General features: G+C 36.3%; 34 protein-coding genes and 1 other annotated feature. Of the genes, 30 read left to right on the top strand and 4 right to left on the bottom strand.

Annotation, left to right across the window (positions count from 1 at the left end; genetic code table 11):
* Positions 1-42: 42 nt before the first annotated feature.
* Positions 43-369: a DUF6376 family protein gene (locus tag BMY13_RS17020; protein WP_175476855.1), complete on the bottom strand. Its 327-nt coding sequence runs from the start codon at positions 367-369 to the stop codon at positions 43-45.
* Positions 370-532: 163 nt separating this feature from the next.
* On the opposite strand from BMY13_RS17020, the gene fosM reads away from it, so the two are divergent.
* The 22 genes from fosM to BMY13_RS16915 all read left to right on the top strand — a co-directional run bounded on the left by fosM (position 533) and on the right by BMY13_RS16915 (position 13,838).
* Positions 533-946: a FosM family fosfomycin resistance protein gene (gene fosM / locus BMY13_RS17015; protein WP_092506094.1), complete on the top strand. Its 414-nt coding sequence runs from the start codon at positions 533-535 to the stop codon at positions 944-946.
* Positions 947-970: 24 nt separating this feature from the next.
* Entirely contained in the window at positions 971-1,444 is a 474-nt protein-coding gene (locus BMY13_RS17010; RefSeq protein ID WP_092506092.1) for a GNAT family N-acetyltransferase, read from the top strand.
* Between the two features lie 108 nt (positions 1,445-1,552).
* Complete coding sequence (locus BMY13_RS17005; RefSeq protein ID WP_092506090.1) at positions 1,553-2,011, top strand: GNAT family N-acetyltransferase; 459 nt, start codon at positions 1,553-1,555, stop codon at positions 2,009-2,011.
* Positions 2,012-2,092: 81 nt separating this feature from the next.
* Positions 2,093-2,345: a binding site (T-box leader), on the top strand.
* 316 nt (positions 2,346-2,661) lie between these two features.
* Positions 2,662-3,879 carry an MFS transporter gene (locus BMY13_RS17000; RefSeq protein ID WP_092506088.1) on the top strand — a complete coding sequence of 406 codons (1,218 nt, stop codon included), beginning with the start codon at positions 2,662-2,664 and terminating at the stop codon, positions 3,877-3,879.
* A gap of 564 nt (positions 3,880-4,443) precedes the next feature.
* Positions 4,444-5,316, top strand: coding sequence for an alpha/beta hydrolase (locus BMY13_RS16995; protein ID WP_092506086.1), 873 nt, complete (start codon positions 4,444-4,446; stop codon positions 5,314-5,316).
* A 44-nt stretch (positions 5,317-5,360) separates the two neighbouring features.
* Positions 5,361-6,062, top strand: coding sequence for an HAD family hydrolase (locus BMY13_RS16990; protein WP_092506084.1), 702 nt, complete (start codon positions 5,361-5,363; stop codon positions 6,060-6,062).
* 91 nt (positions 6,063-6,153) lie between these two features.
* Positions 6,154-6,771 (top strand): NUDIX hydrolase, encoded by a 618-nt coding sequence (locus BMY13_RS16985; protein WP_092506082.1) that lies wholly within the window; start codon positions 6,154-6,156, stop codon positions 6,769-6,771.
* An 86-nt stretch (positions 6,772-6,857) separates the two neighbouring features.
* Positions 6,858-7,043, top strand: a complete 186-nt coding sequence (locus BMY13_RS16980; RefSeq protein ID WP_092493311.1) for a hypothetical protein — start codon at positions 6,858-6,860, stop codon at positions 7,041-7,043.
* 74 nt (positions 7,044-7,117) lie between these two features.
* Complete coding sequence (locus BMY13_RS16975; protein ID WP_175476854.1) at positions 7,118-7,567, top strand: alpha/beta fold hydrolase; 450 nt, start codon at positions 7,118-7,120, stop codon at positions 7,565-7,567.
* A complete protein-coding gene (locus tag BMY13_RS16970; protein ID WP_092506078.1) occupies positions 7,540-8,010 on the top strand; it encodes an alpha/beta fold hydrolase in 471 nt (156 codons plus the stop codon). The genes BMY13_RS16975 and BMY13_RS16970 overlap by 28 nt, the downstream gene beginning before the upstream one ends.
* 18 nt (positions 8,011-8,028) lie before the next feature.
* Positions 8,029-8,292 (top strand): hypothetical protein, encoded by a 264-nt coding sequence (locus BMY13_RS16965; RefSeq protein ID WP_092493313.1) that lies wholly within the window; start codon positions 8,029-8,031, stop codon positions 8,290-8,292.
* A gap of 57 nt (positions 8,293-8,349) precedes the next feature.
* Positions 8,350-8,757 (top strand): hypothetical protein, encoded by a 408-nt coding sequence (locus tag BMY13_RS16960; protein ID WP_092506076.1) that lies wholly within the window; start codon positions 8,350-8,352, stop codon positions 8,755-8,757.
* A 20-nt stretch (positions 8,758-8,777) separates the two neighbouring features.
* A complete protein-coding gene (locus tag BMY13_RS16955; RefSeq protein WP_092506074.1) occupies positions 8,778-9,512 on the top strand; it encodes an alpha/beta fold hydrolase in 735 nt (244 codons plus the stop codon).
* Between the two features lie 4 nt (positions 9,513-9,516).
* On the top strand, positions 9,517-9,999 hold the full coding sequence (locus tag BMY13_RS16950) for a site-2 protease family protein (protein WP_175476853.1): 483 nt from the start codon (positions 9,517-9,519) through the stop codon (positions 9,997-9,999).
* A gap of 243 nt (positions 10,000-10,242) precedes the next feature.
* Positions 10,243-10,818: a metallophosphoesterase gene (locus BMY13_RS19820; protein WP_342729419.1), complete on the top strand. Its 576-nt coding sequence runs from the start codon at positions 10,243-10,245 to the stop codon at positions 10,816-10,818.
* The gene (locus tag BMY13_RS19815; RefSeq protein WP_245736143.1) at positions 10,799-10,972 is read left to right on the top strand and encodes a phosphoesterase; all 174 of its coding nucleotides are present in this window, start codon (positions 10,799-10,801) and stop codon (positions 10,970-10,972) included. Before BMY13_RS19820 ends, BMY13_RS19815 begins: the two co-directional genes overlap by 20 nt.
* Positions 10,973-11,011: 39 nt before the next feature.
* Complete coding sequence (locus tag BMY13_RS16940) at positions 11,012-11,302, top strand: hypothetical protein (RefSeq protein WP_092506070.1); 291 nt, start codon at positions 11,012-11,014, stop codon at positions 11,300-11,302.
* Positions 11,303-11,542: 240 nt separating this feature from the next.
* Positions 11,543-11,734, top strand: a complete 192-nt coding sequence (locus BMY13_RS16935; protein ID WP_092493319.1) for a SelK/SelG family selenoprotein — start codon at positions 11,543-11,545, stop codon at positions 11,732-11,734.
* A 24-nt stretch (positions 11,735-11,758) separates the two neighbouring features.
* Positions 11,759-12,268 (top strand): GNAT family N-acetyltransferase, encoded by a 510-nt coding sequence (locus tag BMY13_RS16930; protein ID WP_092506068.1) that lies wholly within the window; start codon positions 11,759-11,761, stop codon positions 12,266-12,268.
* 17 nt (positions 12,269-12,285) lie between these two features.
* Complete coding sequence (locus tag BMY13_RS16925) at positions 12,286-12,804, top strand: shikimate kinase (protein ID WP_092506066.1); 519 nt, start codon at positions 12,286-12,288, stop codon at positions 12,802-12,804.
* A 189-nt stretch (positions 12,805-12,993) separates the two neighbouring features.
* Entirely contained in the window at positions 12,994-13,323 is a 330-nt protein-coding gene (csaA, locus tag BMY13_RS16920; protein WP_092493321.1) for a chaperone CsaA, read from the top strand.
* Positions 13,323-13,838 (top strand): GrpB family protein, encoded by a 516-nt coding sequence (locus tag BMY13_RS16915; RefSeq protein WP_092506064.1) that lies wholly within the window; start codon positions 13,323-13,325, stop codon positions 13,836-13,838. Before csaA ends, BMY13_RS16915 begins: the two co-directional genes overlap by 1 nt.
* Positions 13,839-14,250: 412 nt before the next feature.
* On the opposite strand, the gene BMY13_RS16910 is transcribed toward BMY13_RS16915, so the two are convergent.
* On the bottom strand, positions 14,251-14,697 hold the full coding sequence (locus BMY13_RS16910) for a DUF5392 family protein (protein ID WP_092493323.1): 447 nt from the start codon (positions 14,695-14,697) through the stop codon (positions 14,251-14,253).
* A 659-nt stretch (positions 14,698-15,356) separates the two neighbouring features.
* Here BMY13_RS16910 and BMY13_RS16905 point away from each other — a divergent pair.
* The 3 genes from BMY13_RS16905 (at position 15,357) to BMY13_RS16895 (ending at position 17,960) form a co-directional block, all read left to right on the top strand.
* Positions 15,357-16,841 carry a flotillin family protein gene (locus BMY13_RS16905; protein ID WP_092506062.1) on the top strand — a complete coding sequence of 495 codons (1,485 nt, stop codon included), beginning with the start codon at positions 15,357-15,359 and terminating at the stop codon, positions 16,839-16,841.
* Between the two features lie 178 nt (positions 16,842-17,019).
* The gene (locus BMY13_RS16900; protein WP_245736142.1) at positions 17,020-17,463 is read left to right on the top strand and encodes a DUF2243 domain-containing protein; all 444 of its coding nucleotides are present in this window, start codon (positions 17,020-17,022) and stop codon (positions 17,461-17,463) included.
* Positions 17,464-17,501: 38 nt separating this feature from the next.
* Positions 17,502-17,960: a hypothetical protein gene (locus BMY13_RS16895; protein WP_139184838.1), complete on the top strand. Its 459-nt coding sequence runs from the start codon at positions 17,502-17,504 to the stop codon at positions 17,958-17,960.
* A gap of 41 nt (positions 17,961-18,001) precedes the next feature.
* On the opposite strand, the gene BMY13_RS16890 is transcribed toward BMY13_RS16895, so the two are convergent.
* Together BMY13_RS16890 and BMY13_RS16885 are read right to left on the bottom strand one after the other, a co-directional pair.
* Complete coding sequence (locus BMY13_RS16890; protein WP_092506058.1) at positions 18,002-18,673, bottom strand: hypothetical protein; 672 nt, start codon at positions 18,671-18,673, stop codon at positions 18,002-18,004.
* Positions 18,670-19,215, bottom strand: coding sequence for a sigma-70 family RNA polymerase sigma factor (locus BMY13_RS16885; RefSeq protein ID WP_092506056.1), 546 nt, complete (start codon positions 19,213-19,215; stop codon positions 18,670-18,672). The genes BMY13_RS16890 and BMY13_RS16885 overlap by 4 nt, the downstream gene beginning before the upstream one ends.
* A 197-nt stretch (positions 19,216-19,412) precedes the next feature.
* On the opposite strand from BMY13_RS16885, the gene BMY13_RS16880 reads away from it, so the two are divergent.
* The 5 genes from BMY13_RS16880 to BMY13_RS16860 all read left to right on the top strand — a co-directional run bounded on the left by BMY13_RS16880 (position 19,413) and on the right by BMY13_RS16860 (position 22,558).
* Positions 19,413-19,952 carry a hypothetical protein gene (locus BMY13_RS16880; RefSeq protein WP_092493329.1) on the top strand — a complete coding sequence of 180 codons (540 nt, stop codon included), beginning with the start codon at positions 19,413-19,415 and terminating at the stop codon, positions 19,950-19,952.
* 157 nt (positions 19,953-20,109) lie between these two features.
* Entirely contained in the window at positions 20,110-20,307 is a 198-nt protein-coding gene (locus BMY13_RS20090; RefSeq protein ID WP_092493330.1) for a DUF2197 domain-containing protein, read from the top strand.
* Between the two features lie 140 nt (positions 20,308-20,447).
* Positions 20,448-21,308, top strand: a complete 861-nt coding sequence (locus tag BMY13_RS16870; protein WP_092493331.1) for a hypothetical protein — start codon at positions 20,448-20,450, stop codon at positions 21,306-21,308.
* 95 nt (positions 21,309-21,403) lie between these two features.
* On the top strand, positions 21,404-21,946 hold the full coding sequence (locus tag BMY13_RS16865; RefSeq protein WP_092506054.1) for a GNAT family N-acetyltransferase: 543 nt from the start codon (positions 21,404-21,406) through the stop codon (positions 21,944-21,946).
* A gap of 39 nt (positions 21,947-21,985) precedes the next feature.
* Complete coding sequence (locus tag BMY13_RS16860) at positions 21,986-22,558, top strand: histidine phosphatase family protein (RefSeq protein WP_092506052.1); 573 nt, start codon at positions 21,986-21,988, stop codon at positions 22,556-22,558.
* The last annotated feature ends 4 nt before the right edge of the window (positions 22,559-22,562 follow it).

The following is a 22,562-nucleotide window of genomic DNA, read 5'->3' as shown; positions in this document are numbered from 1 at the left end:
AAAACATCAGTCTTCTAATAAAAACCAGAATGCTGAAGCCCGTTATAATCCCAAATCCTCAATTTGATTTTTAAGCTTTGTGATATTATCGATGATCTTATAAATTTCGGATTGCTTCAGCTGTTCGATTGTTACTTCCCCGTCCTGTAAAATCTTGTTTGTGGCATCAAGCAGCACTTGACTCTTGTTTTCTAATTCTTTATGAATATCTTCGGCAATTGATGGAGCTTCTAACTTCATAAAGTCCTTAATCGAATCCTTTAAAGATTCTAATCTGGACTTAAGTTCTGGACCTTCAAGATTAGGTGCTTCTTCTGCAAAAGTGCTAAGCTCATTTATATACTCGGTTGTTTCTGTTGCATAGTTCAACGAATCATTTGCTTCCTGGAGAAAAGAACATCCGCTAAGTATTAGGGTTGTTACCATGATTAGCGAAATAATTGATTTTTTTCATATAACTCTCCTTTCAATTATTCTGCTAATAACATAACATGGAATATATGTTATATCTCGTTATTGGAGTTGGACCCTAATGAAAATAAATCATCTGCTGTTTTCCGTTTCAGATCTGAATCGGTCGATAGGATTTTACGAAGAGGTTTTGAACGCTAAACTTTTAGTGAAAGGGGAAAATACAGCCTACTTTGATCTGGATGGATTATGGCTGGCTTTGAATGTTGAAGCAGACATCCCGCGAAACGAAATACATGAATCCTATACACATATGGCATTTTCGATTGAGGAAAATGAATTCGATGAAATGTATGCAAAGCTGGAGCGGCTTAATGTAACTATTTTATCGGGCCGTCCAAGAGACGAGCGGGACAAGAAGTCTATTTATTTTACCGACCCAGATGGGCACAAGTTCGAGTTTCATACAGGAAGTTTGCAGGATAGAATCAATTATTATAGACAGGAAAAACCACACATGGAATTTTTTGATTAGAGCAGAAGGAAAGAGGTTACAAAGATGCAATTATTTATAAAAAATATGAACGAAGAACGGGCCGTCGAAGCACTCAATTGGAGATATGCTGAACCGTATGATCTTTATAACAATGAGTTGACTAATGACACTTTGCAGGAATTCCTGGGAGGATCATACCACGCAATAGTTGATCAGGATAACGAATTATTTGGTTATTTTTGTATAGGTGAATCAGCTCAAGTACCTCCTGGCAGGAAATTTGGTGCATACAATGAAGATATGATGGATGTAGGGTTTGGGATGAAGCCCAGTCGCACTGGACAAGGGAATGGCTTTGAGTTTTGCTCATTCACATTTTCATACATTCATGAAAACTATAATGATTCACATCATCGATTAACAGTAGCAACATTTAACGAACGAGCTATTCATCTTTATGAAAAACTGGGATTTGTAAAACGAACAGAATTTGACACTGATACCACAGGCTTTATAACGATGGTGAGGGAAGCTTAATTGACTGACCAGACGCGATGTCGGAAAACTTATTTTAACAAACAGGCGTGGTGACCATAATTGACCATGACTATTCAGAATGCAACTAAAAATTAAGGGTGATGCATTATGAAAACAACTACCGAAGTAAATTTCACAAAAGTTACCGAACAACAACAGGGTGCAGCCAAAGACATAATTCTAGAAGGATTCAAGGAACACTTTGGTTTTATAGATCACACAATGAATCCTGATCTGAACAACATATATAGACACTTTAACAAGAATGGCAATGCCTTTTATGTAGGAGAAATTGAGGATTGTATTATTTGCACTGGGGCCATAACAAAGGAAAGCGAGTCGACAGCAAGAATTGAACGAATGTCCGTAAAAAAGGAATACCGCCGACAAGGCGTCGCCCAAAAAATGCTGTTCCATCTGGAAAGACAGGCTGAAAAAATGGGTTATTCAAAAATAGTTATTGAAACTAACAGGGAATGGCCAAGCGCTATTAATCTATATAAAACTAACGGATATACTCCATTTAAACGAGATAGTCAACGGATTCATATGCTGAAGCAATTATGAATTGTGAAGTTAACCCAATTATTTAAAAAATAGCTTTACAATATACTTCGACTCTGATAATCTATCTTTTAACTAAATCGGAAAAACGCGTTGACGAGAAGAGTAGATATGTTTCATTCTTTAAAGAGAGCTCCAGTCGCTGAAAAGGAGCAGGAATGACCATGTTGAAGCAAGACTCTGAGTATCACATTGGAACCAGATGGGGATAGTGTGACAGGTGCTCCTGTTATAGGGCTAGGGTATACGTAAGTTCATACCGTACCTGATAAGTTTGATATGGTGACATATTGATAAACTGGGGTGGCACCGCGATGCGCGTTAACTCGTCCTCAAGATTAATTTCTTGAGGGCGAGTTTTTTTACTATTTAGGAAACTATAAAATTTAAGTGCAGTGGATAACTGGACTCCCGAATAAGCGACGTCCAGCTCCAGCGCCTAGCGCCTAGTGGACTTCCCTCCCCGTGTCTACGATAAGTCAACATCGAATCGCTTACGCTCTTCGTGTATCCTTTATCTCAGGGAAAAGGGAGATCGACTAAGACCGCCGCTTTGCGCGGCAACGTCGACCCACCCGCGATGCGCGGGCGCAGTCCATACGGCGCTGAACAGGCGCTTGTGCTTTTGTTCTTTGGGAAAGGAGTGAGGATTGATGAAACTGGAGAAATGGAAATATACCGCAATCCTATTATTCGGTATAGGTGTATCTAATATAGGAGAATGGATTTTCTTAATCGCATTAAATTTAATAGTACTAGATATGACAGGATCCCCATTAGCTGTGGCTGCATTATATATTCTGAAACCAGTGGCAACAATTTGCACAAATAGTTGGTCTGGCAGTTTAATAGATCGTCTTAACAAAAGAAACCTAATGATATTTTTGGATATCTTTCGTGCTGTGGTTATCGCCATATTACCTGCTTTTTCAACGATTTGGCTCATTTATTTTTGTGTGTTTTTTATCAATATGGCTAGTTCCATATTTGAGCCAACATCAATGACATACATAACAAAATTGATTCCAATTGAACAACGAAAACGGTTCAATTCGTTGCGCAGCCTGATTGATTCAGGAGGTTTCCTTATTGGTCCAGCGATAGCCGGTCTGTTGTTTATCATTGGAACTCCCCACTTCGCCATTTTTATCAATGCAATTGCGCTGTTTTTGTCAGGTCTTATCACATTGCTCATGCCTAACCTTGAAGAAAATAGAATCATCCATCAGGAAAAGTTTTCTATGACAGTACTAAAAAAAGACTGGCATGCAGTGTTGCACTTCAGTCGTCGGAATGTCTCGGTCATGATTATTTACTTTCTGTTTAGCAGCATGATGGTGATGGCTACGGCGATAGATTCACTCGAGGCAGCATTTGCGAAAGAGGTTCTGGGTTTAACGGATGGAAAATACGGGTTTCTTGTGAGCATTGCCGGAGCAGGAATTGTTGTGGGAGCAATAATAAATGCCGTTTCTGTAAAGAAAATTTCAGTTGCGTTGTTAATTGGGGCAGGATCCTTGTTTGTTTCCATTGGCTATATTATCTATGCGTTCTCCGGTGGGTTTCTTGTAGCGGCAGTAGGATTCTTTATCCTGTCCTTTTCACTGGCATTCGCCAATACAGGCTTCTATACATTTTATCAAAATAATATTCCAGTCGAAGTCATGGGCAGAATTGGCAGTGTTTATGGGCTTGCCGAGGCAATATTAATTATCGTAATGACTTCAGTAATGGGTGTTGCAGCGCAATTAATTTCGATTCAAGTTGTTGTGATTGTCGGGGCATTTATTATGTTGGTGGTGACAGGACTTTTGTTTATGTATAATTTAGGCTCTTTTCGTAGTTTTACTGCTTTTAATCTTCGCAGTTGATATAAACTGCGAATTAACATGGAAAAATGGCTGAGTGCTATGATACCGCTTCGGAAATACACTTCGCGCACCTTAGGGCAACGCTTCAGCTTCCTCTGAAGCAAAAGCCGCTTCCTGCGGGATCTTCAGCTGTTGCTCTTTCCGCAGGGGTCTTTGTGTATTTCCTCCGCTAGGGTTTGCTCTTTAGAACTTGATAAAAACAAGATTTTAAACCACTAAACTAGCAGCTGGAATATGCGAGACTCCTGTGGGACAGCGAGGCTAAGAGACCCCACAGTGGGCGTTTTTTGCGAATGAGGAGGCTCGTGGTGAGCCCGCGGAAAGCGAGTATATTCCAGTTGCGTGGTTAGAGATTCTCACTAAATAATTCTAATCGTATCGACGTCGCATTTTATATCAACCGCGTCTAAGACTCAATGCTTGGTATAAGCAATAATCTTTTAGAAAACAGCGAAACCGATCAGTTCCCAAAATAATAGATACTAAGTTTACAAGGTATTCTGAAAATTTGTGTTAAACTATATCTAGAAATTGTGACAGTAATAAAGAAGGTGGTTTTTATTAATGGGAAAATATCATTCTGTGATAATTGGCCAAGGGAAACCTTTAATTTTTCTTCCTGCATTAGGATTTTCGGGAAATGAGGGTTTGAATATAGCAGAATCATTGGCAGGAAGTTATGAATGCCATTTGTTGGATCTACCAGGATTAGGTAAGAGTGATGGATTAAAAGGCAGAGTATCAATGCCTGAAATCGCTTCCTGGGTAAAACAGTACTCTGATCAAAACAAGTTAGAGGATGTTACTCTTATCGGACATTCAATGGGAGGCGGCATTGCAATGTGTTTTGCTTCTGTTTACCCAGAGTATGTAAACAGAATAGTATTGTTAGATCAAGGGCACCTAAAATTACCCAGATTTCCGACTAGTGAGTTTGGCCTTTTTGGCTATGTAATACCAGTTATCAGTTTAATGGAAAGACTACTTGGAGACAAACTAATTAAACGGATTAAGAAGTTTTTTATTTCGGATGATGATAATAATTCATCAAATGCAAATACAAATGAAAAACAACTAAGGGAATTTTGTGAAAGGTTTAAACTAGAAGAATCTGACTATATAAACAAAGCCTTGATGGAAGAAGTGCCTTTTACTGGTGAAGGTCTACGTCTTATGTTCGGTTATTATCGTCTAAATTTGCCCAAAATACTCCAGAAAATTAGCCACCCCTGTCTTTTAATATACGCATCCTTTAAAGATATTGATGAAGAAAGAGCACGTATGACAGATAATGAAGTTAACAAAATTAACCCAACTAGTAATCTAAAACTATTCAAAATAGACAGTCATCATTACGTACATTGGGCAGATGAAAAATGCTTAGATGAGATAAGAGAATTTTTAGGTTATCCTCAAAACGAAATATTAGAAGGCTAAATAATAAAACAAGCAGTTTGAGAATGTGTGGGAGAGTGGGGAAAATGATTAAGGCTGCCCTATTTGATTTAGATGGGACTCTGCTGAATCGTGATGAATCAGTAAAAACATTTGTTGATAAGCAATACGAACGATTAGATAAATGGCTAAGCCATGTACCAAAAGACAAATACATAGCAAGATTCATAGAGCTTGATAATCAAGGATACGTTTGGAAAGATGCCGTATATCAACAGTTAGTTGATGATTTTAATATTACAGGAATAACGTGGGAAGAGTTGCTTCAAGATTATATCAGCCAATTTAAAAACTGCTGTATCCCTTTCCCTAATCTCATTAATATGTTAGGAAAATTGAGAAGCAGCAACCTTGTTCTTGGCATGATTACAAATGGCAAAGGGCAATTTCAAATGGATAATATAAGGGCATTGGGTATTGAAAACTACTTTGAAACAATTCTTATATCCGAATGGGAAGGCATGAAAAAGCCTGATCCTCAAATTTTCAATAAAGCCCTGGATAAACTTAATGTTTCATCCGCTGAAGCTATTTTTATTGGCGACAATCCAGAGAAAGATGTAAAAGCTGCTCAAAATGCAGGCATGAAAGGTATTTGGAAAAGAGATGATCTAGGGTCTGATACTGTGGCGGATTTTAAAGTTGATGATTTGGAGGAAATACCTTTAATTATACGTGAATTAAATAACAATAGTTTATCTGATTTAGCCAGTAAAGTGTTGAAATAAACCGCTTATCCCAGTTCCATGTTAACCAAATCATAAAGAAATTAAGTCTATTAGGCTATTGATTAAAAATTTTTAGGAAAAGGTGTTCATAATGAGTTATAAATGGTTAGAATGGGCAAAGAAAATCCAATCAATATCCCAATCAGGGCTATCGTTTTCAAACGATATGTACGATATTGAAAGATATGAAGAACTGCGAAAGATTAGTGCTGAGATAATTGAGCAATATACTGATTTGGAAATGGAAAAAATAGAGGAGTTGTTCACAAATGAAACAGGGTATCAAACCCCTAAAGTAGATGTACGTGGGGCTGTTTTTAATGACGATAAAATTTTAATGGTACGGGAAAAGATTGATGATAAATGGTCGTTACCGGGAGGCTTTTGTGATATTGGATTATCACCTTCTGAAAATATTATTAAAGAGGTGGAAGAGGAGTCAGGTTATGATGTCGTCGCCAAAAAATTAGTTGCACTGCTGGATATGAATAAACATTCTCATCCACCTCAACCTTATCATTATTACAAAATATTTATTCAATGCGACCTAATTGGAGGGCAAGCAGATACTGGGATAGAAACGAAAGATGTACAATTTTTTTCTGAGAACAATCTCCCTAAACTTTCAACTGGGAGAAATACAGAAAACCAGATAAAAATGCTTTTTGGTTATTTAAGAAATCCTAGTAAATTATCACTAGTTGATTAGATTTTCTGTACTTCATGGTGATGCTATAGAAAATAAAAAAGCAAATAGTAATTATTGAAATAAAGTAATAGATGGGGAAAAGAAAAATGAATTGGCCAGTATTAAGAGATTTAAAATCAATGATCGGTTTCTCCATATCAAAAATATTAGGAGTAATTGCAATAGTATTAGCTGCAAACAGTAATAACTACTGGGTGTTATTTGTTGTTGCATTAAGTGTAATGTTCATTAGTGTAGCTAGAGCTGACAAAATATATAAGCAAAATCTATAGCAATGTAAAAATATTAGAGAGATTCCTTTTAACTTACTGTTAGTCTAGTATATATAAATGGAGGGTCATTCGTTTTGAAAAATGAATCTTTAAACTCAATTGAAAGGACACAGGGGTTTATAGGGAGTGAAAATTGTAAGACTTACTATGAAGTTCATACCCCTCGTCACCCTAACTCTGAATTAACACCCATTATACTGTTGGCTGGTGGTCCTGGACTTTCATGTAAAACTCTAACTCCTCTTTTAAACGTAGCTGAAACAAGACCAGTCATTGCTTATGACCAAATAGGTAGTGGCAAGTCAACTAGGTCAGAACAGTTCACATCTTTGGATATTAAGGATTTTATAAAACAATTCAATAATGTGGTGACCGAGCTGAACTTAAGCCGGTTTCACATTCTTGGTCATTCTTGGGGAACTATTTTAGGAGTAAATATTGCTTTACAATATCCAGAAAATACTCGAAGCTTAATTTTACATAGTGGTATTGCAGATTGGAAGAAATGTCTGAAGCTAGACTAAATTTTGAAGAAGAATATTTTCCAAAGGAATTAAAAAGAGTCCTTAAGAAATATAACGATGGGGTAAAAGTTTCATCCGATGAAATGGAAGAAGCTATTAATAAGTACAATAGCTTGTTTTATTGTAGAGCCGAGTATCCCAAATATTTATCCGAAGCATTAAATGGCAAGGATTTTGAAACCAATCAATTAATTTGGAATCCCGTTAAAAATAAAGAAATGGCTAGTTATAATATTTGTGACAGGTTAAATGAAATAAAGTGTCCAACACTTATTATGAGTGGTAAGTATGATGGGATATCGGTTGGGCAAGCCGAACTTTTTAATACTGGTATAAAAAATAGTAGGCATGTAGAATTTATAAATTCGGCTCACTATTCTCATATAGAGCAAGAAATGGAATTTATAACACAGGTAAAAGGTTTCCTGAAAGGATTTGTATAAAAGGGGGAGGTAATCACATTGGTTCCGGTTATTTTAACGATAATTCTTCTGATTGGTCTTGTTTGTTCCATATATATTGTGGTTCAAAAAAGAAAAAAATCCGGTATTACAGGGATGAAAAGTGCTCTAACCTCAATATGTTTGTATCTTGTTGCGATTACAAACATTTTGGCATACTGGTATAACTTTATAGGAGTATTAAGCTGGTCTATTGGTGTTTTCCTGTTGCTTTTAGGTGCTTATTTCACGAAATATTTGCCGATGCCTGAAAAGCGATTCTAAAATAGATTAATTAAACTAAAGAGGAATAGAGTTAAACAGCAGTGAAGGCTGATTGTGATGAAATTTGAAGATTTGGTAAAGGACAGAGGTTATGATATTTCATTTGAAGGTATCCTGGAACCAAGAACAAACGAAGTGATGTTGAGGATAATTGTAAATACAAGTGAGGATTTAACTGACTTACTTATACATCCTCATCCTGATAGCGAAGTGACAACCTTACAGATTGACTTTCCAAATTATGTTACATATTCCGTAATTTACGATGATTTTACCATCTGGAACCATGATGAAGTATATATAGGTGAGGCATTTCGAATTTATGATAAATCAAGTTATTTTGATTTTATAAGAAAGGAATCAACGTTGCCAGACAAAAGTTTGAGGCATTTTTCATTGGCTTGTATAGAACATAAGGTAGATATAATTTCCGAGTATGAACCAATAATTTCTAAAATAAATTAAATAGAAAAGTGGGAATGGATATGATATTACATACTGAAGTTTTTGGGGATGGAGAACCTATTGTATTTCTCCATACGGGTTTGCAGACAGGTTTAACAGATTTTGAGTACCAGAGAGAATATTTTAAGGATACATTTAAAATAATTCTTCCCGATTTAAGAGGCCACGGCAAATCAATTGAAAACGACTTTTCCAATTTTTTCAATGATTCAGCTTCAGACGTTGCTGAGACACTTAACGATCTGGGTGTGGAATCTGCACATATTGTGGGCTGCTCACTAGGTGCTTTGGTTAGTTTATGCTTTGCGAAAAAATATCCGAATAAGGTAAGGAGTTTGACCATTTCAGGTGTTCTGGCGGAAAAACCAGATAACTGGCTTGAAATGCATAAACAAGATGCAGAACATCAGGCTCAATTATTATTAGATGACGATACGGTAAATTACTTTGACAATCTACATAGTTCTGATTGGAAGCAGTTTTTGTATATGGCTAAGGATGAAGAATGGTATCCATTTCAGCAGACAAAAGATTTGGTTGGTATTGAATCACCCGTTCTGTATATGGTTGGTGAAGGGAATAAAGGTGAAACAAACAGTGCTATATTATATCAGTTAATGAAAGAGGATGTTCACGTATCTATAATTCCGTTTGCATCGCACCTAGTTCATTCCGAACAGCCAGAATTATATACAAAAATATTAGAAATGTTCCTTCATGACGTAGATCAGAATATCGAACATGGCATTAGGTGATCATATGGAAATGATACTTTTCATTATCTTTTATATAGTGGCAACCCCATTGTCTGTCTTACTTCATGAAGTCGGTCATGCAGTTGGAATTATTGCTTTCACACGCGAAAATGCAAGAGTTTTCCTCGGGCCTGCGAATAAGAGTAATAAAGAAGTGTTTAAAATTGGTAGAATGCATTTCCATATTACTTTAGCTTTTTTCGGATATTGTAATTTTTCAAAAGGAGATGAAAAGCAAACGAACTTTCAAAGAGGAATTATTGCGGCAGGCGGTCCAATAATGTCACTCCTTTTATCAATCCTGTTTTATATTATTTCCATATATACAACTCAGCCAGAGATAGGGAAGTTTGCTGCCGGTATTTCACTGTTTAACATGTTAAATTTTCTTCTCACGATTATACCAATAAAATATCCAAAATGGTGGGGGCCATATAAGGGTTTTCCTTCTGATGGATACAGAATATATATGGCTGTGAAAAAGTAAAAGACGCGGCACCCCAATAGTCGTTAAAGAGTATTTTTCGCTTAAGTCATTCCAAGGGTAAATAAATTGTGATAAAATTCAGTTAGATTGTAGTCTAACTCGATAGGCAGGGCATTTAAATTGAAATTTTTCACGAAAAAGAAGTTACTACTCGTACTGGCAATAATTGTTTTCGCAATTGCGCTCTCCTATCATCAAAATAACGTTTGAACGACAACGGAATTAGATGTTCACTCTGATGAACTGCCAGAAGGCTTTGATGGTTACAGGATTGTTCATCTGTCTGACTTACACAGTAAATCCTTTGGAGAAAATCAAAAGAGATTAGTAGAACGTGTTAAAAATGAAAATCCTGATTTAATAGTTTTTACCGGAGATATAGTCGATCAGAAAGACTTTAATAAAAAACCGGGTATTATATTAATGGAAAATATCGCTACAATTGCACCTGTATATTTCGTAACCGGGAATCATGAATGGTGGTCAGAGGAATATAGTTCCCTGGAGAATGACTTAGAAGGTGCGGGAGTCAGTGTGCTTCGGAATTCAAGTGAACTAATTCAGGTAAAAGGTAGTAGTATAGCAATTTCGGGTATTGATGACCCTGCAAGAGCTGAAGATTCCTATGCTGAGAAAGGTATCGTAAGTGAATCGATAGACAGCCTAAAGATTAAGATGAGTGCTGAATTCTCAATTCTTTTATCACATCGGCCAGAAATGTTTTCCGTATACCAGGATCATAAGATAGATCTTACCTTTTCCGGTCATGCACATGGTGGTCAGTTTAGGTTACCGTTTATTGGTGGAAATTGCTCCTGACCAAGGCCTATTTCCAAATTATACAGCAGGAAAATATGTTGAAAACGGCTCTGCAATGATTGTTAGCAGAGGTCTTGGTAATAGTATTATTCCTCAGAGAATCTTTAACCGCCCGGAAGTTGTAAGTGTTACGCTGCATGCAAATGATCAATAGCCCAGAGATAAATAGTCTTTAAGATGAGGAGGGGGAGATTTGAAAGTAATCATCTACATAGCCCTGTGCCTCTTGTTAGGCATTCTGGCAACCCTAGCCTTAACTAATACATTTCCATTCAATTCTGGTGGTATAGGCAACCACACCGCAAGGGATATTTTAAAAGGAAACCCTGATGCGGATATCCTTAAGTTAGATGGGTTAATCTATTCAAATGTCTCGGATAGGGAATGGCTTGATGATAATCAATATACCAAGGGAGAAGAGATTGGTGAAATAAAAAAGCAGACAACAGCTACTTGGTGGTATAGGAACTTTTTTGGCAGTTAAGAAAGTATAAATACTTTCTTACTGCATAAGTGCAACTAGGGCTTTCGACATTAAGGCTTGGCGATAAGCCAAGTTTTCTAACTACCAAACTTCCAAAAGGAACTAAAATTTTTATGTCGAATGGTAAGGATTATGGTGAGTATCCCCCTTCATCAGTAATAGTAGAAATAAATGATGAAGAATTAGTATACCAAGCCATGGTGGAGGGATAATTTTAGTGAAAGTTATGGGGGTGATAGAGTGATTTCAAATGTCTTATGGGGAATATTCTTGGTTATATTTATTTTTTTTATGATTTTTCTCGACAAACGTAAGAAGAAAAAGCGTAGTAAAAATCCACATCGTGAAAAGACAGAACAGGAAAAAGAAACGGAAATTGCAGTTGAAAAAGAAAGAGGGAGACGTCCGTTCGGTGGTGGAGGGGCTATGTAACTGAAAATCGACAAAGGAGAACTTATGGATATTAGACTATTAGATGCATCAGATGCAAAAAAATACTGGGATTTAAGATTAGAAGCATTAGAACAAAATCCAGAGGCGTTTGCTACAAGCTATGAAGAGGCTATGAGCAGAGAAAATCCAGTCGAAGGTGTAGCAAAGAACCTATCAAAAGAGGGGAGCTTCACATTTGGAGCATTCCATAATAATGATCTAATTGGTGTTGTTACTTTAATGCAGGAAGCGCCGTTGAAACTAAGACATAAAGCAAACATATTTGCAATGTATGTAAGTCCTAAAATGCGTGGATTAGGTGTTGGTAATGAAATTCTATTAGAAGCAATCAACCACGCAAAATCAATGAAAACAATAGAAAATCTTAATTTAACGGTCGTAACAACGAACGAAAGTGCAAAGAAACTTTATAGTAAACTAGGCTTTAAAGTATTCGGCACGGAAATACGTGCACTCATTATCAATGATATCTATTATGATGAAGAGTATAGGGTATTGTATCTTAAACAATAAAAGCAGGTGCAGAAAGTATGGAAACCAAAAACCTTCCTAATAAGATACATATTTTAGTTTCAGTTGGAAGTGGAAAGACGACATTAGCAAAAAAATTAGCATCTAGGTTAGAAGTTCCTTTTCATGAATTGGATAATGTTGTATGGAAAAGACACAAAGCTGGAGACATAAGACGATCTGAAAAAGAAAGAGAAGAATATTTAAATACTTTAATCGATTCTGATGCTTGGGTAATTGAAGGTGTTCATAACGAAGAATGGGTATCGAAAAGTTTTGATAATGCAGACATGATTATCTTTTTAGATACAAGATATGCGATCAGGAACTATCGAATTTTGAAGCGGTTTATCTTACAGAAAATTGGCTTAGAAAAATCAAATTATACGCCCACGCTTAAAATATTTTTCAAAATGTTTAAATGGAACAGACGATTTGAAGAAAAAGGAAAGCCCAACTTCTTTGAAAAGTATGGAATGTATTCTAATAAGACAATCGTTGTTACAAATAAAAAACAGCTTGAAGATATATTTTTATAGAAGGATCTGATAATGGGCTTTATAATAGCAGTTTTAGCTATTCTGTCATCAGCAGGTTTTCTATACTTTCTGGGGAAATCAGATTATGATTGGGGTTCCGAGGACAAAGATAATTAATCTGCTTTTTTTGGCTGAATTATGGATAAAATAAATCTTAGAGCAAATAAAAAATCACTGGAGGTAATAGCTTTGGCAACAATTGAAGATTTTATGGAACTGGATATACGAATTGGAACAGTAGTGAAAGCAGCACCCTTCCCTGAAGCACGAAAACCGGCAATTAAGTTGGAGGTTGATTTTGGCGAAATAGGCATAAAGCAATCTTCTGCTCAAATCACACATCGTTATGAACCTGAACAGCTAGTTGGACGTCAAGTAGCAGGAGTAGTGAACTTTCCTCCAATGCGTGTGGCTGGCTTTAAGTCTGAGGTCCTGGTGATAGGCGGTGTACCGGGTGAAGATGATGTAGTGCTTCTGAGGCCGGACGAACCTGTCGAGAATGGCACGCGTGTATCTTAATGAGAAAGGTAGAAGTCACACCACATAATGATCAGTGGCCATTGATGTTTAAAGAAGAAGCGGAAAAATTAAGGGCAATTCTTGGCCAAGAGGTATTAGAAATTCATCATATTGGAAGTACGTCAATACAGGGACTTGAAGCAAAACCAGTAATTGACATCATGCCAGTTGTTAAAAACATCATTGAAGTTGATTCTTACAACAGATCAATGGAAGGCATCGGATATGAGGCAAAGGGTGAGTATGGAATAGTAGGTCGCCGTTATTTTCAGAAGGGTGGAGATAATCGAACACACCATATTCATGTCTTTGAATCAGGGAGTCCACACATTGACCGACATCTTGCATTTAGGGATTATTTACGTGCTCACCAAGACGTGGCAAAAGAGTATGGTACCTTAAAGCGTAATCTTATGGATCAGCATCCCTATGATATGGAGTCCTACATAAATGGAAAAGCAGAATTTGTCATGAAAACAGAAAGAAGTGCTTTGGCATGGTATAACATGCAATAATTTTATTAGAAAACTTGGCTTATCTCCATCTTTAATATAGATAAGCCTTAGTTGCACTTATGCAGTAGAAAGTATTTATACTTTGTATGAAAATACCTCTACAACTTGATTTTAGCGGACACAGGAGACGCTATTTCTATATAAAAGTAACTTTCTCGAAGTTATCTGGACACAGAAGCCCTTATTATACAAATATCATGGTTATTTGACTGTATTTGTGTGAAATAAGGTCCTTGGTGGTCCGCAAACACCACCATTTTTGTGGATTTTTGCCAAATAAGGTCCCTGGTGTCCGCTAAACTCAAATTTGCTATATGAAAAATTAGATGGTGGCTGCGCATTCAGCAGCCATGGTGGTTTCTTAATTGCCGAAAAAAGAGAACCTTTATAAACTAAAGGTTCTCGATAATAATCAATTTTCCATTATTCGCTGTTTACGCTGATCTTCTTCTGTTAAGAAGGTTAAAAAGGTATGGAACCCGAATTTGGGTTTAGCCTTAATGTTCTGAACGTATTGATTCTTAGCATAATCATTCATATGCTCACTTTTATTGATTCTTTCAATGATATGCTCCATGCTTATCTGCTGCATTTCTTTTTTTACATGTTTCGATTCTTTATATAATGCAATACCAACTGCCCCCATTAAAGCGTATAACGCTAGATAAAGCATATTGTCCATATTCCATCCGCCTACGATTAATAACAAAATCAAATTCGTAAATGAAATTGCTAGTAAAGGTATCGCAATTAAAAGGTATCTTGAACTCTTTTTCAACTGTGGCTTAACTATATCGGTAATTGTCTGTATTTCCTTTTCAATAAAGGCAGGCATATTATTCATCATGAAATTATTCATAACCAAACATCTCTCCTTACATTTTGGTTTTATTAGAAAACTTGGCTTATCGCCAAGCCTTAATGGCGAAAGCCTTAGTTGCACTTATGCAGTAAGAAAGTATTTATACTTTCTTATCTGCTAAGAAAACTTCTTAACTGCTAAAAATAGACCTAACCATCATATATGGTAAGGTCTTGCTAATAACATCGTTGGCAACAAAGAGTGACCATTTCACGAATTTTGAATAGAGTCGTGTACTCATAACTCGCGTAAATCTCGAACTCTGTAATGACGACTTTGCTGTTAAAAGTTATTCCCAAGAGTATTATATAATTTTATTCTTATATTGTCATAAATTTTGCTCATAAATTTTGTTAAATAATTATTACGGATCGCTATGTTAAAGGTTAAACCATATTTAGTCAAGGATATGCCAAAGAAGCAATAACTCTCTTTACATCGCTGATGGAAGAATCAGAAATAACTAGAATTACGCGTTGTGGAGCCAATATGTTATGCAAGTTCAAGCTACATTCTTACTAAAGGAACAATAATTTGTACTTTAAGAACAAATTAATCAAATATTGAAACTTTATACAGGTGTAATCGTACTGTAATATAGCCATTTTTAATAGTGGATTGAATCATAAATATTTATAAGGGAGCGGATTTTTCACATGTTTCAAGATGCATTATTTTTAATGATTTTAGCAATTATTGGTGTCGTAGCAATAATTGGGGGAGCAATAGCGTTTTTCATTTTTAGACTGCGCTATAAAACAGCAAGTTCTAATGAGGCACTGATTGTAACAGGGCCAAAGCTTGGAGATCCTGAGCAGGATACAAATGTATTCCAGGATGAAAATGGACGTTCGGTTAAAATTATACGTGGCGGTGGCTATCGTTTGCGTATGTTCCAAACCGCTACACCAATTGATTTAACGTCATTCCAGCTGAAAGTTGACTCTGAGAAAGCATACACAAAGGAAGGTATTCCAGTTCGAGTAGTCAGCACAGCTGTTATCAGTATTGGAAGTGAGTTAGCGATTATGGCTAACTTTGCTGAAAAATTCCTTGGTAAAAAGCAAAATGAACGTGAATCTGAATTAAGAGATGTATTAAACGGGCATTTGCGTGCGATTATCGCTTCACTTTCGATTGAGAAGATTTACAACGATTTTAAAGAAGTAAATACACAGGTGAAGAAAATTGCGGAAGCAGACCTTAAAGGTATGGGTTTTGAAATTACATCTTTTGCCTTGAATGATGTTGAGGATGTTGATGTTGAGAATGGTTATATTGATGCCTTAGGGCGCCCGCATATAGCGGAAGTACAGAAGCTTGCAGATCAGGCAGAATCTGATGCGGAGAAAGAAACACGCATTTATCAGGCACAAAATGATCAGGAAGCACAGGATGAAGAAAATCGCCGTTTAACAGCGATTGCCCAATCCAAGAACGACAAAGATATTAAGGAAGCTGAATTTGAAAAAGAAACCAATCGTGCAAGAGCAAATGCAGAGCAAGCTGGTGAGCTGGAACGTCAAAAATTAGCCCAGCAGGTAAAAGATGAAGAACTTAAAGTACAATATATTGAAAAACAGCGTGCCGTTGAGCTTGAGGAAGAAGAAAACAAACGTCGCCGCTCAATAGCAGATGCTGAAGCATATAAAACGACGAAAGCAGCTGAAGCAGAAGCAGAAAAGGGCCGCATTAAAGGTGAGTCAGAAGCAGAAGTTATTCGTCAGCGTGGTATTGCCGAAGCTGAATCGAAAGAACGCATGGCAAAAGCGATGGAGCAATATGGGGAAGCAGCTATTGTAGAAATGCTTATCAATGTGCTGCCTGATTACGCTGAAAAAGTTGCCGCTCCACTATCACAGATTCAGGATATGAAAGTGATTGATATGGGCGGAGAAAATTCACAGGGTGGTACATCAAAAATAACAAACAGTGTGACGTCAACGATGCTCGGTATTCAGGAATCATTAAAAGAAACAACGGGAATGGATTTGAAGGCAATGCTTGAGAGTTATGTATCCCGTGGAAATGCTGATCATTTTGGTTCTCAAAGAGAAAAGTATTATCATGAAGCTTCAGCAGCTAAAGGTTCAAATGAGGAAACACCGTCAACTGCTGAAGAAGCTACAGGCAATCAATAGATATAGATATAAATATAAATCTCGGCGCAATTCTTAAAAAGAGAATTGCGCTATTTTTTTGGATTGTGACTCCCGGTGAAGTTTGAACCCATTCTTTAAAATTTACGTAATATGGTATATTCCTCTTCATTTTGGGCATTAATCGAAGTAGCGAACTACCATTTAAAGGATGATATATTTGACTAAAGAAGATAAAAATTTATTCATTGCAGCTGTTATTCTTGGATTGGGATTATTGGGAGCTGTTGACGGAATTGTTTTTCATCAGCTGTTGCAATGGCATCATATGGTACTTAATCCTAACATTAAGCTTGAGATTATTACCGATGGGTTATTTACTGCTGCATTTTCGGCTTTGCTTATTTGGGGTGGGGTTAAAATTTTTCAGGATGCACGACATAATAAACTGGGGCATAGCTGGATGATTTTCAGCAGTGGCGTCTTTATAGGTGGTGGAGTATTCAATATTGTCGAAGGAATAATTGATCATCATATATTGCAAGTTCATCGTGTTAGACCAGCAGCTGAAAATCCTCTGTTATACGACTTAGTTTTTTTAGCAATAGGAGTTGTACTTGTAATTATTGGTTTTCTTATAAAGCGCAGGTATCAAAGCGGATGACTAGTATGTATAATTTATCTAATCAAAAAGGAATAAGGATGAAAAAGATAAGGAGTTTTACTGGCTTTACAGTAATCTTTTTAGTATTATTTTTTTATTTTGTAAATCAGAACTCGCACTTAATCAATAGTGAGGGGCATATAACCCATAAACCAGTTGAGATACCAGAAGGATATACGGTACCTTCTGTGGAGGTTAAAGTTTCACAAGATCGTCCGAATACATGGCTTTTACACCTCAAAACAAAACATTTTACGTTTGCACCTGATAAGGTAGGGTCTGATATTCCAAGCTATAATGAAGGCCATGTTCATTTATACATAAATGGTGAAAAGATAAACCGTCTATATGGAAATTATTTTAATTTAGGTGATTTGGAGGAAGGAAAAACTAAAATAAGAGTATCACTGCATTCTAATAATCATGGGGCTTTAGTTTATAAGGGGAAGCCGATTGAAAATAGTGAAATTGTGGAAGTTTCATCATATACTTGGTAAGTTGCAAAAAGCACCGCAAATGCGGTGCTTTAAATTTATTATTATTGACTGTCCAAGGATTCCGCGTTTCTATCTGCGATAATCCAGTCACCTTCTTGATATTGATAGGTAACGGTCAAACGGATATTCCCTGTAAATTCGCTTTCTTGTGTTTGTGTTAATTCGTACTCCTTATCACTAATTTTGGTTAAGTTATATTCTGTATCGAAATCAATTAGCGCTGGTCCTCCTGACTCACTGACAAATAGTTCTCCATTGTTTACACGGAAAAATTGATCTGCACTTTGTATTGCTAAGTCCTGACTCATTATTTCGGTAAAGGCATCAGTCAGCTCCTGTTTCGTGTCATAATTTACTACCTCTAGTTGTTCATTATATTCTTGCACAACCATGCTTTCATACTGATTATCCAAGTCTTCGAGTGGTGGTTTTTCTGGTTCAACTGTCTGTACCTCAGAATCTTCACTTGGCCCAGATAGATTTTCGTTCGGATCTGTTGCATCATCCTGTAATGAGTTAAAGGTGATATAGGCTGGAACCATTAATAAAAGCAAGAGTGTTGCTGCGCTCAATATTCTTTTGTTCCACATTGAAAATACATTTACTTTACTTTTCTTTGAGATCTGTTGCATCACCTGTTCACGGCTCTCTTCAGAAAAATCAATGTTGTTTAAGGTGGATTTTTTTGAGAATTCGTTTAGTCTTTCCTTCATTTATGGTCCCCCCCCAGTTTTTCTTTCAGCATTAGACGAGCTCTTCTTAATCTTGACGAGACTGTTGGCACTTTTACATTCAGCAGTTCACTGGTTTCATTGATAGACAGCTCTTGAAAGTGATAACAGATGATTACTTCCCGGTATTTAACAGGAAGGGAAAGGACTTCTTTAGTAAGATCGTCATGCTGATCCTTTTTTGCCATCTCGGCTTCTGGAGATGGAGCCGTGCTTTTAATAAATTTAGAAAAGTCTACATTGAGACGCAGATGTTTTACCCATCCACTTCGAAAGTGATCCTTGCACTTGTTGATAGTGATACTGTTGATCCACGGTCTAATAGCTGAACCTTTTTTAAGATGATGCATCTTTTTATAACATTTAATGAATACATCCTGTGCGATATTTTCAGCAGTCTGTACATCTTTGACATAGGAGTAGGCCAATCTTGTGACCTGTGACCCGTAATGTGTCATCAATTCTTGAATTAATTGGTCTTTATCAATTTCGTTGTTCCGGTATTGCTCGACAAACTTATCCAACGAGGCACCATCCTCCCATTTGATAATTTTTTCTATATATAAGACGAATTATATCTACAAAAAATTCATTTTAAAAATATAATATTTATTTAATTTTAATGGTGCCCAACTATTGGAACAATCCAATTGTTTAAAGGAATTTGGACATATTTGGCGAAATATATATATAGTAGGGAGTTCTTCAACTTTGGGGGTTGATGACGCTGAGAATATTTTTATTTACTATGATTATGGTCTTCATAGTATCAGGCTGTAGCAAGCAGGCTACAACTCAAACCGTTCAGGATCAGATTAATTATGAGGTCAAATATAATGTCGAAATTCCAAAATTTCAAGGCTTTGTTATGAACTTTGCTAGTATTGAATATCCTCCTGTTGGTGAGAAGAAGAGAGTTCGGTTTGGGTATACCATTGAAAAAGACAATTTACCTGAGCTAACTAGGGAAGAAAAAGAGCTTTTAAGAAAAGGGCATAAAATGAATGTTTTATTCGGGAACCCTGACAGCAGGAATGACTTTTATATTGAGGTAAGTAACTCTGAAACTAAAATAGTTAACTCTGAAGTTACAACTATTTCAGGAGAAAAAGTTCAAACTTTAGCTGACGATAAGCATGCAATATTTACAATTAATACTGGAGAAGGTTCGTACAATTTAAATGTGATATTTAATGATGAAATAAATAAGCAGGATTCTCTTAATATTGCAGAACAGCTTGTTAAACAAATAGTACACTAACAAAGCTCTGTATAAAAAATAAGTATGTTTTCCCAGAGGATGAGGACGCTTGAAACCCAGATATTTAATGATTTACAGCCTGTAATCAGCAGCCAATTATCGATGTGAGCGAAAAACTATTGAAGTTTACAAATCCAGGATAGGGGAGCGGGTAAGAATGATAAAAACAAAGTGCTTTTTCTGTAAAAAGAGTTATACAATTGATTATTCAGATTCTCAGTACCAAAAAATTAAAGCAAATCCAAAAGCATACTATGTCTGTAAAAAATGTAACGAATCAATGCAAAGGGAAGCTCAATCAACTACTGGGTTAGATATGGATGTAATTGATAAATACGATAAATTTTTACGATGACGTCGGGTCGATACTTCATTTAGTGAAACAGGAGGGGTTAATTTTGAAATTGAAGATAACAAAGAGTTACTATAGATGTAAAATAGAGTTAATTTGAATTTAGTAATTGGTTTCTAATTTTTTATTATGGGGGTAGAGATTTGTCAAAACAAAACATAATTTATAGTATAGCAATTGGTATTCTTATAATCTTTAGTCTATTAAACTACGTTAAAATTAGTAATGTAGAGGACAGAATACAGACGTTAGATAATATGCAAGGTGAAGTCCAAAATGTAAACAATTCTGTACGAAATATATCTTCGCAAGTAAATTCACAGATGGATAAATTCTTACGAGAGCAATTATGGATACCAGAAAAAGAATATAAAATTACTAATGTCGATTTAGAGGAAAATAAAATTGACGTGATTTTAGAATGGAGTTTACGAGACCTGCTTGATGAAGAGAAGTTAGCTTTCTTATATCGAGAAGAAGGTACTCAGGAGTGGACGGAGCTTGAAGTTAATAATAAAGGTGGGCTAAACTATTCTCTAGAGCATACTTTTCCATTGAAAGGAAATTATGAAACACAAGTAATAGCGACTTCAGCGGATGGTAAGAGAAGTGAGGACTTGTTAAACCTGAAATTTAAAGAACAGTTAGACAATCGGATCATGATTGATGCTTTTTTACATCCAAGAGGTAATGGGCAATTTGAAGTGAACATAAGCATTCATAATCGCTTAGAGCAGGAGTTTATGCTTGCAGAAAATAAAGATGATTTAAAAGTGAAAAGCGCCAAGGCCTTGCTATATGTAGATGGAGAACCCATCAAGGAAATGGATATATTAGAGAGGAATCAGGGTATGCACTCCGATTCTTTTACTGAAAATATCAACTATCATAACTCCTACAATCTTGAAGATGAGATAGGCGAGGAAGCTAATGTTGAACTCCGTGTCACTGTTGAAGATGGGTTGGGGTTGAAATATGAAACAATTGCGGATACCACGTATTAAGATTACTTGCAGGTCAGGCCGTACAAGCAAAACTAACATGCAACGACTAGGAATAATCATTGCATATACAAAGGCGAATTGGGAGAAGAGGTTCAATGATTAATAACAATATGATTACTCCGTTTGGTAAAAAGGATGAAGATTTACATAGCGTTGCAGGACTTTACTGTAAAACGTTTATAGGAGATAACTATACTTCCATGGACTTTGAGAATACTGTTGAAAATATCAATAAACATACTAGCTATGAAGGTTTCAAGGGATTAAAGGCCAAAGATGAAAGTGGAACGTTAATTGGATTTTCATATGGATATACAAGCTTGCTTGATCAATTTTATCGTGAAAAACTGGCAGCACAATTGACAGACCAACAACAAATCGAATGGTTAAGCGATTGTTTCGAGTTTGTTGAATTAGCCGTAGACACCAATGTTAGGCGCATGGGTGTCGGTCGAAAATTGCATGATAGACTACTAAGCGAGATTGATCATGATACATCCGTTTTAACAACTTCGGTAGAAAACAACCCTGCGATAAATTTATACATAAGCAAGGGGCGGGAAGTTATTAAGGAAAATGCTGCAGTTATATCAATGGATGATGTTCAGGTTATAATGGGAAAAAGGATTTACCTATGAGGTATTTATTAAAACCAGGAAATAAGGGAGGATGTAATCATCACTACTATATGCTTAATAAGACATGGAGAAACAGATTGGAACGCATCCCAAAAGCTGCAGGGAGCGACGGATATACCTTTAAATACAACAGGTATTTTGCAGGCTGAGGAATGCGCTGCATTTTTAGAGTCCTCGCAATGGGATGTAATAATTACAAGTCCATTGACAAGAGCGAAGCAAACGGCTGAGATTATAAATGAAAAATTGAATATCCCTTTTGCTGAAATGGCTGCTTTTAAGGAAAAATCTTTTGGTGATGCTGAAGGAACGACACCACAAGAGAGGTTAGAAAGATTTCCGGATAAAATATTTCCAAATCAGGAGGACGAGCAGTCATTTAAAGAACGAATTATCACAGGCATTCATGAAATAAACCAAACTTACCAGGGCAGTATGCTGTTGCTTGTAGCACATGGTGCAGTTATAAATTCTATCCTCGGCACTATTTCAAATGGTGAGATAGGTGCAGGAAAAACCAAACTAGTTAACGCCTGTATAAGCAATATTTATTTCCAAGAAGAAAAGTGGAATGTAAGAGATTTTAACCAGGTTTCACATCTTTCAGGTTAAAGGT

This window comes from Virgibacillus subterraneus (genome assembly GCF_900110695.1).
GTDB lineage: Bacteria > Bacillota > Bacilli > Bacillales > Amphibacillaceae > Lentibacillus > Lentibacillus subterraneus.
The sequence above is the reverse complement of the archived record's forward strand: the minus strand, read 5'-3'. Positions and strand labels throughout refer to the sequence as shown.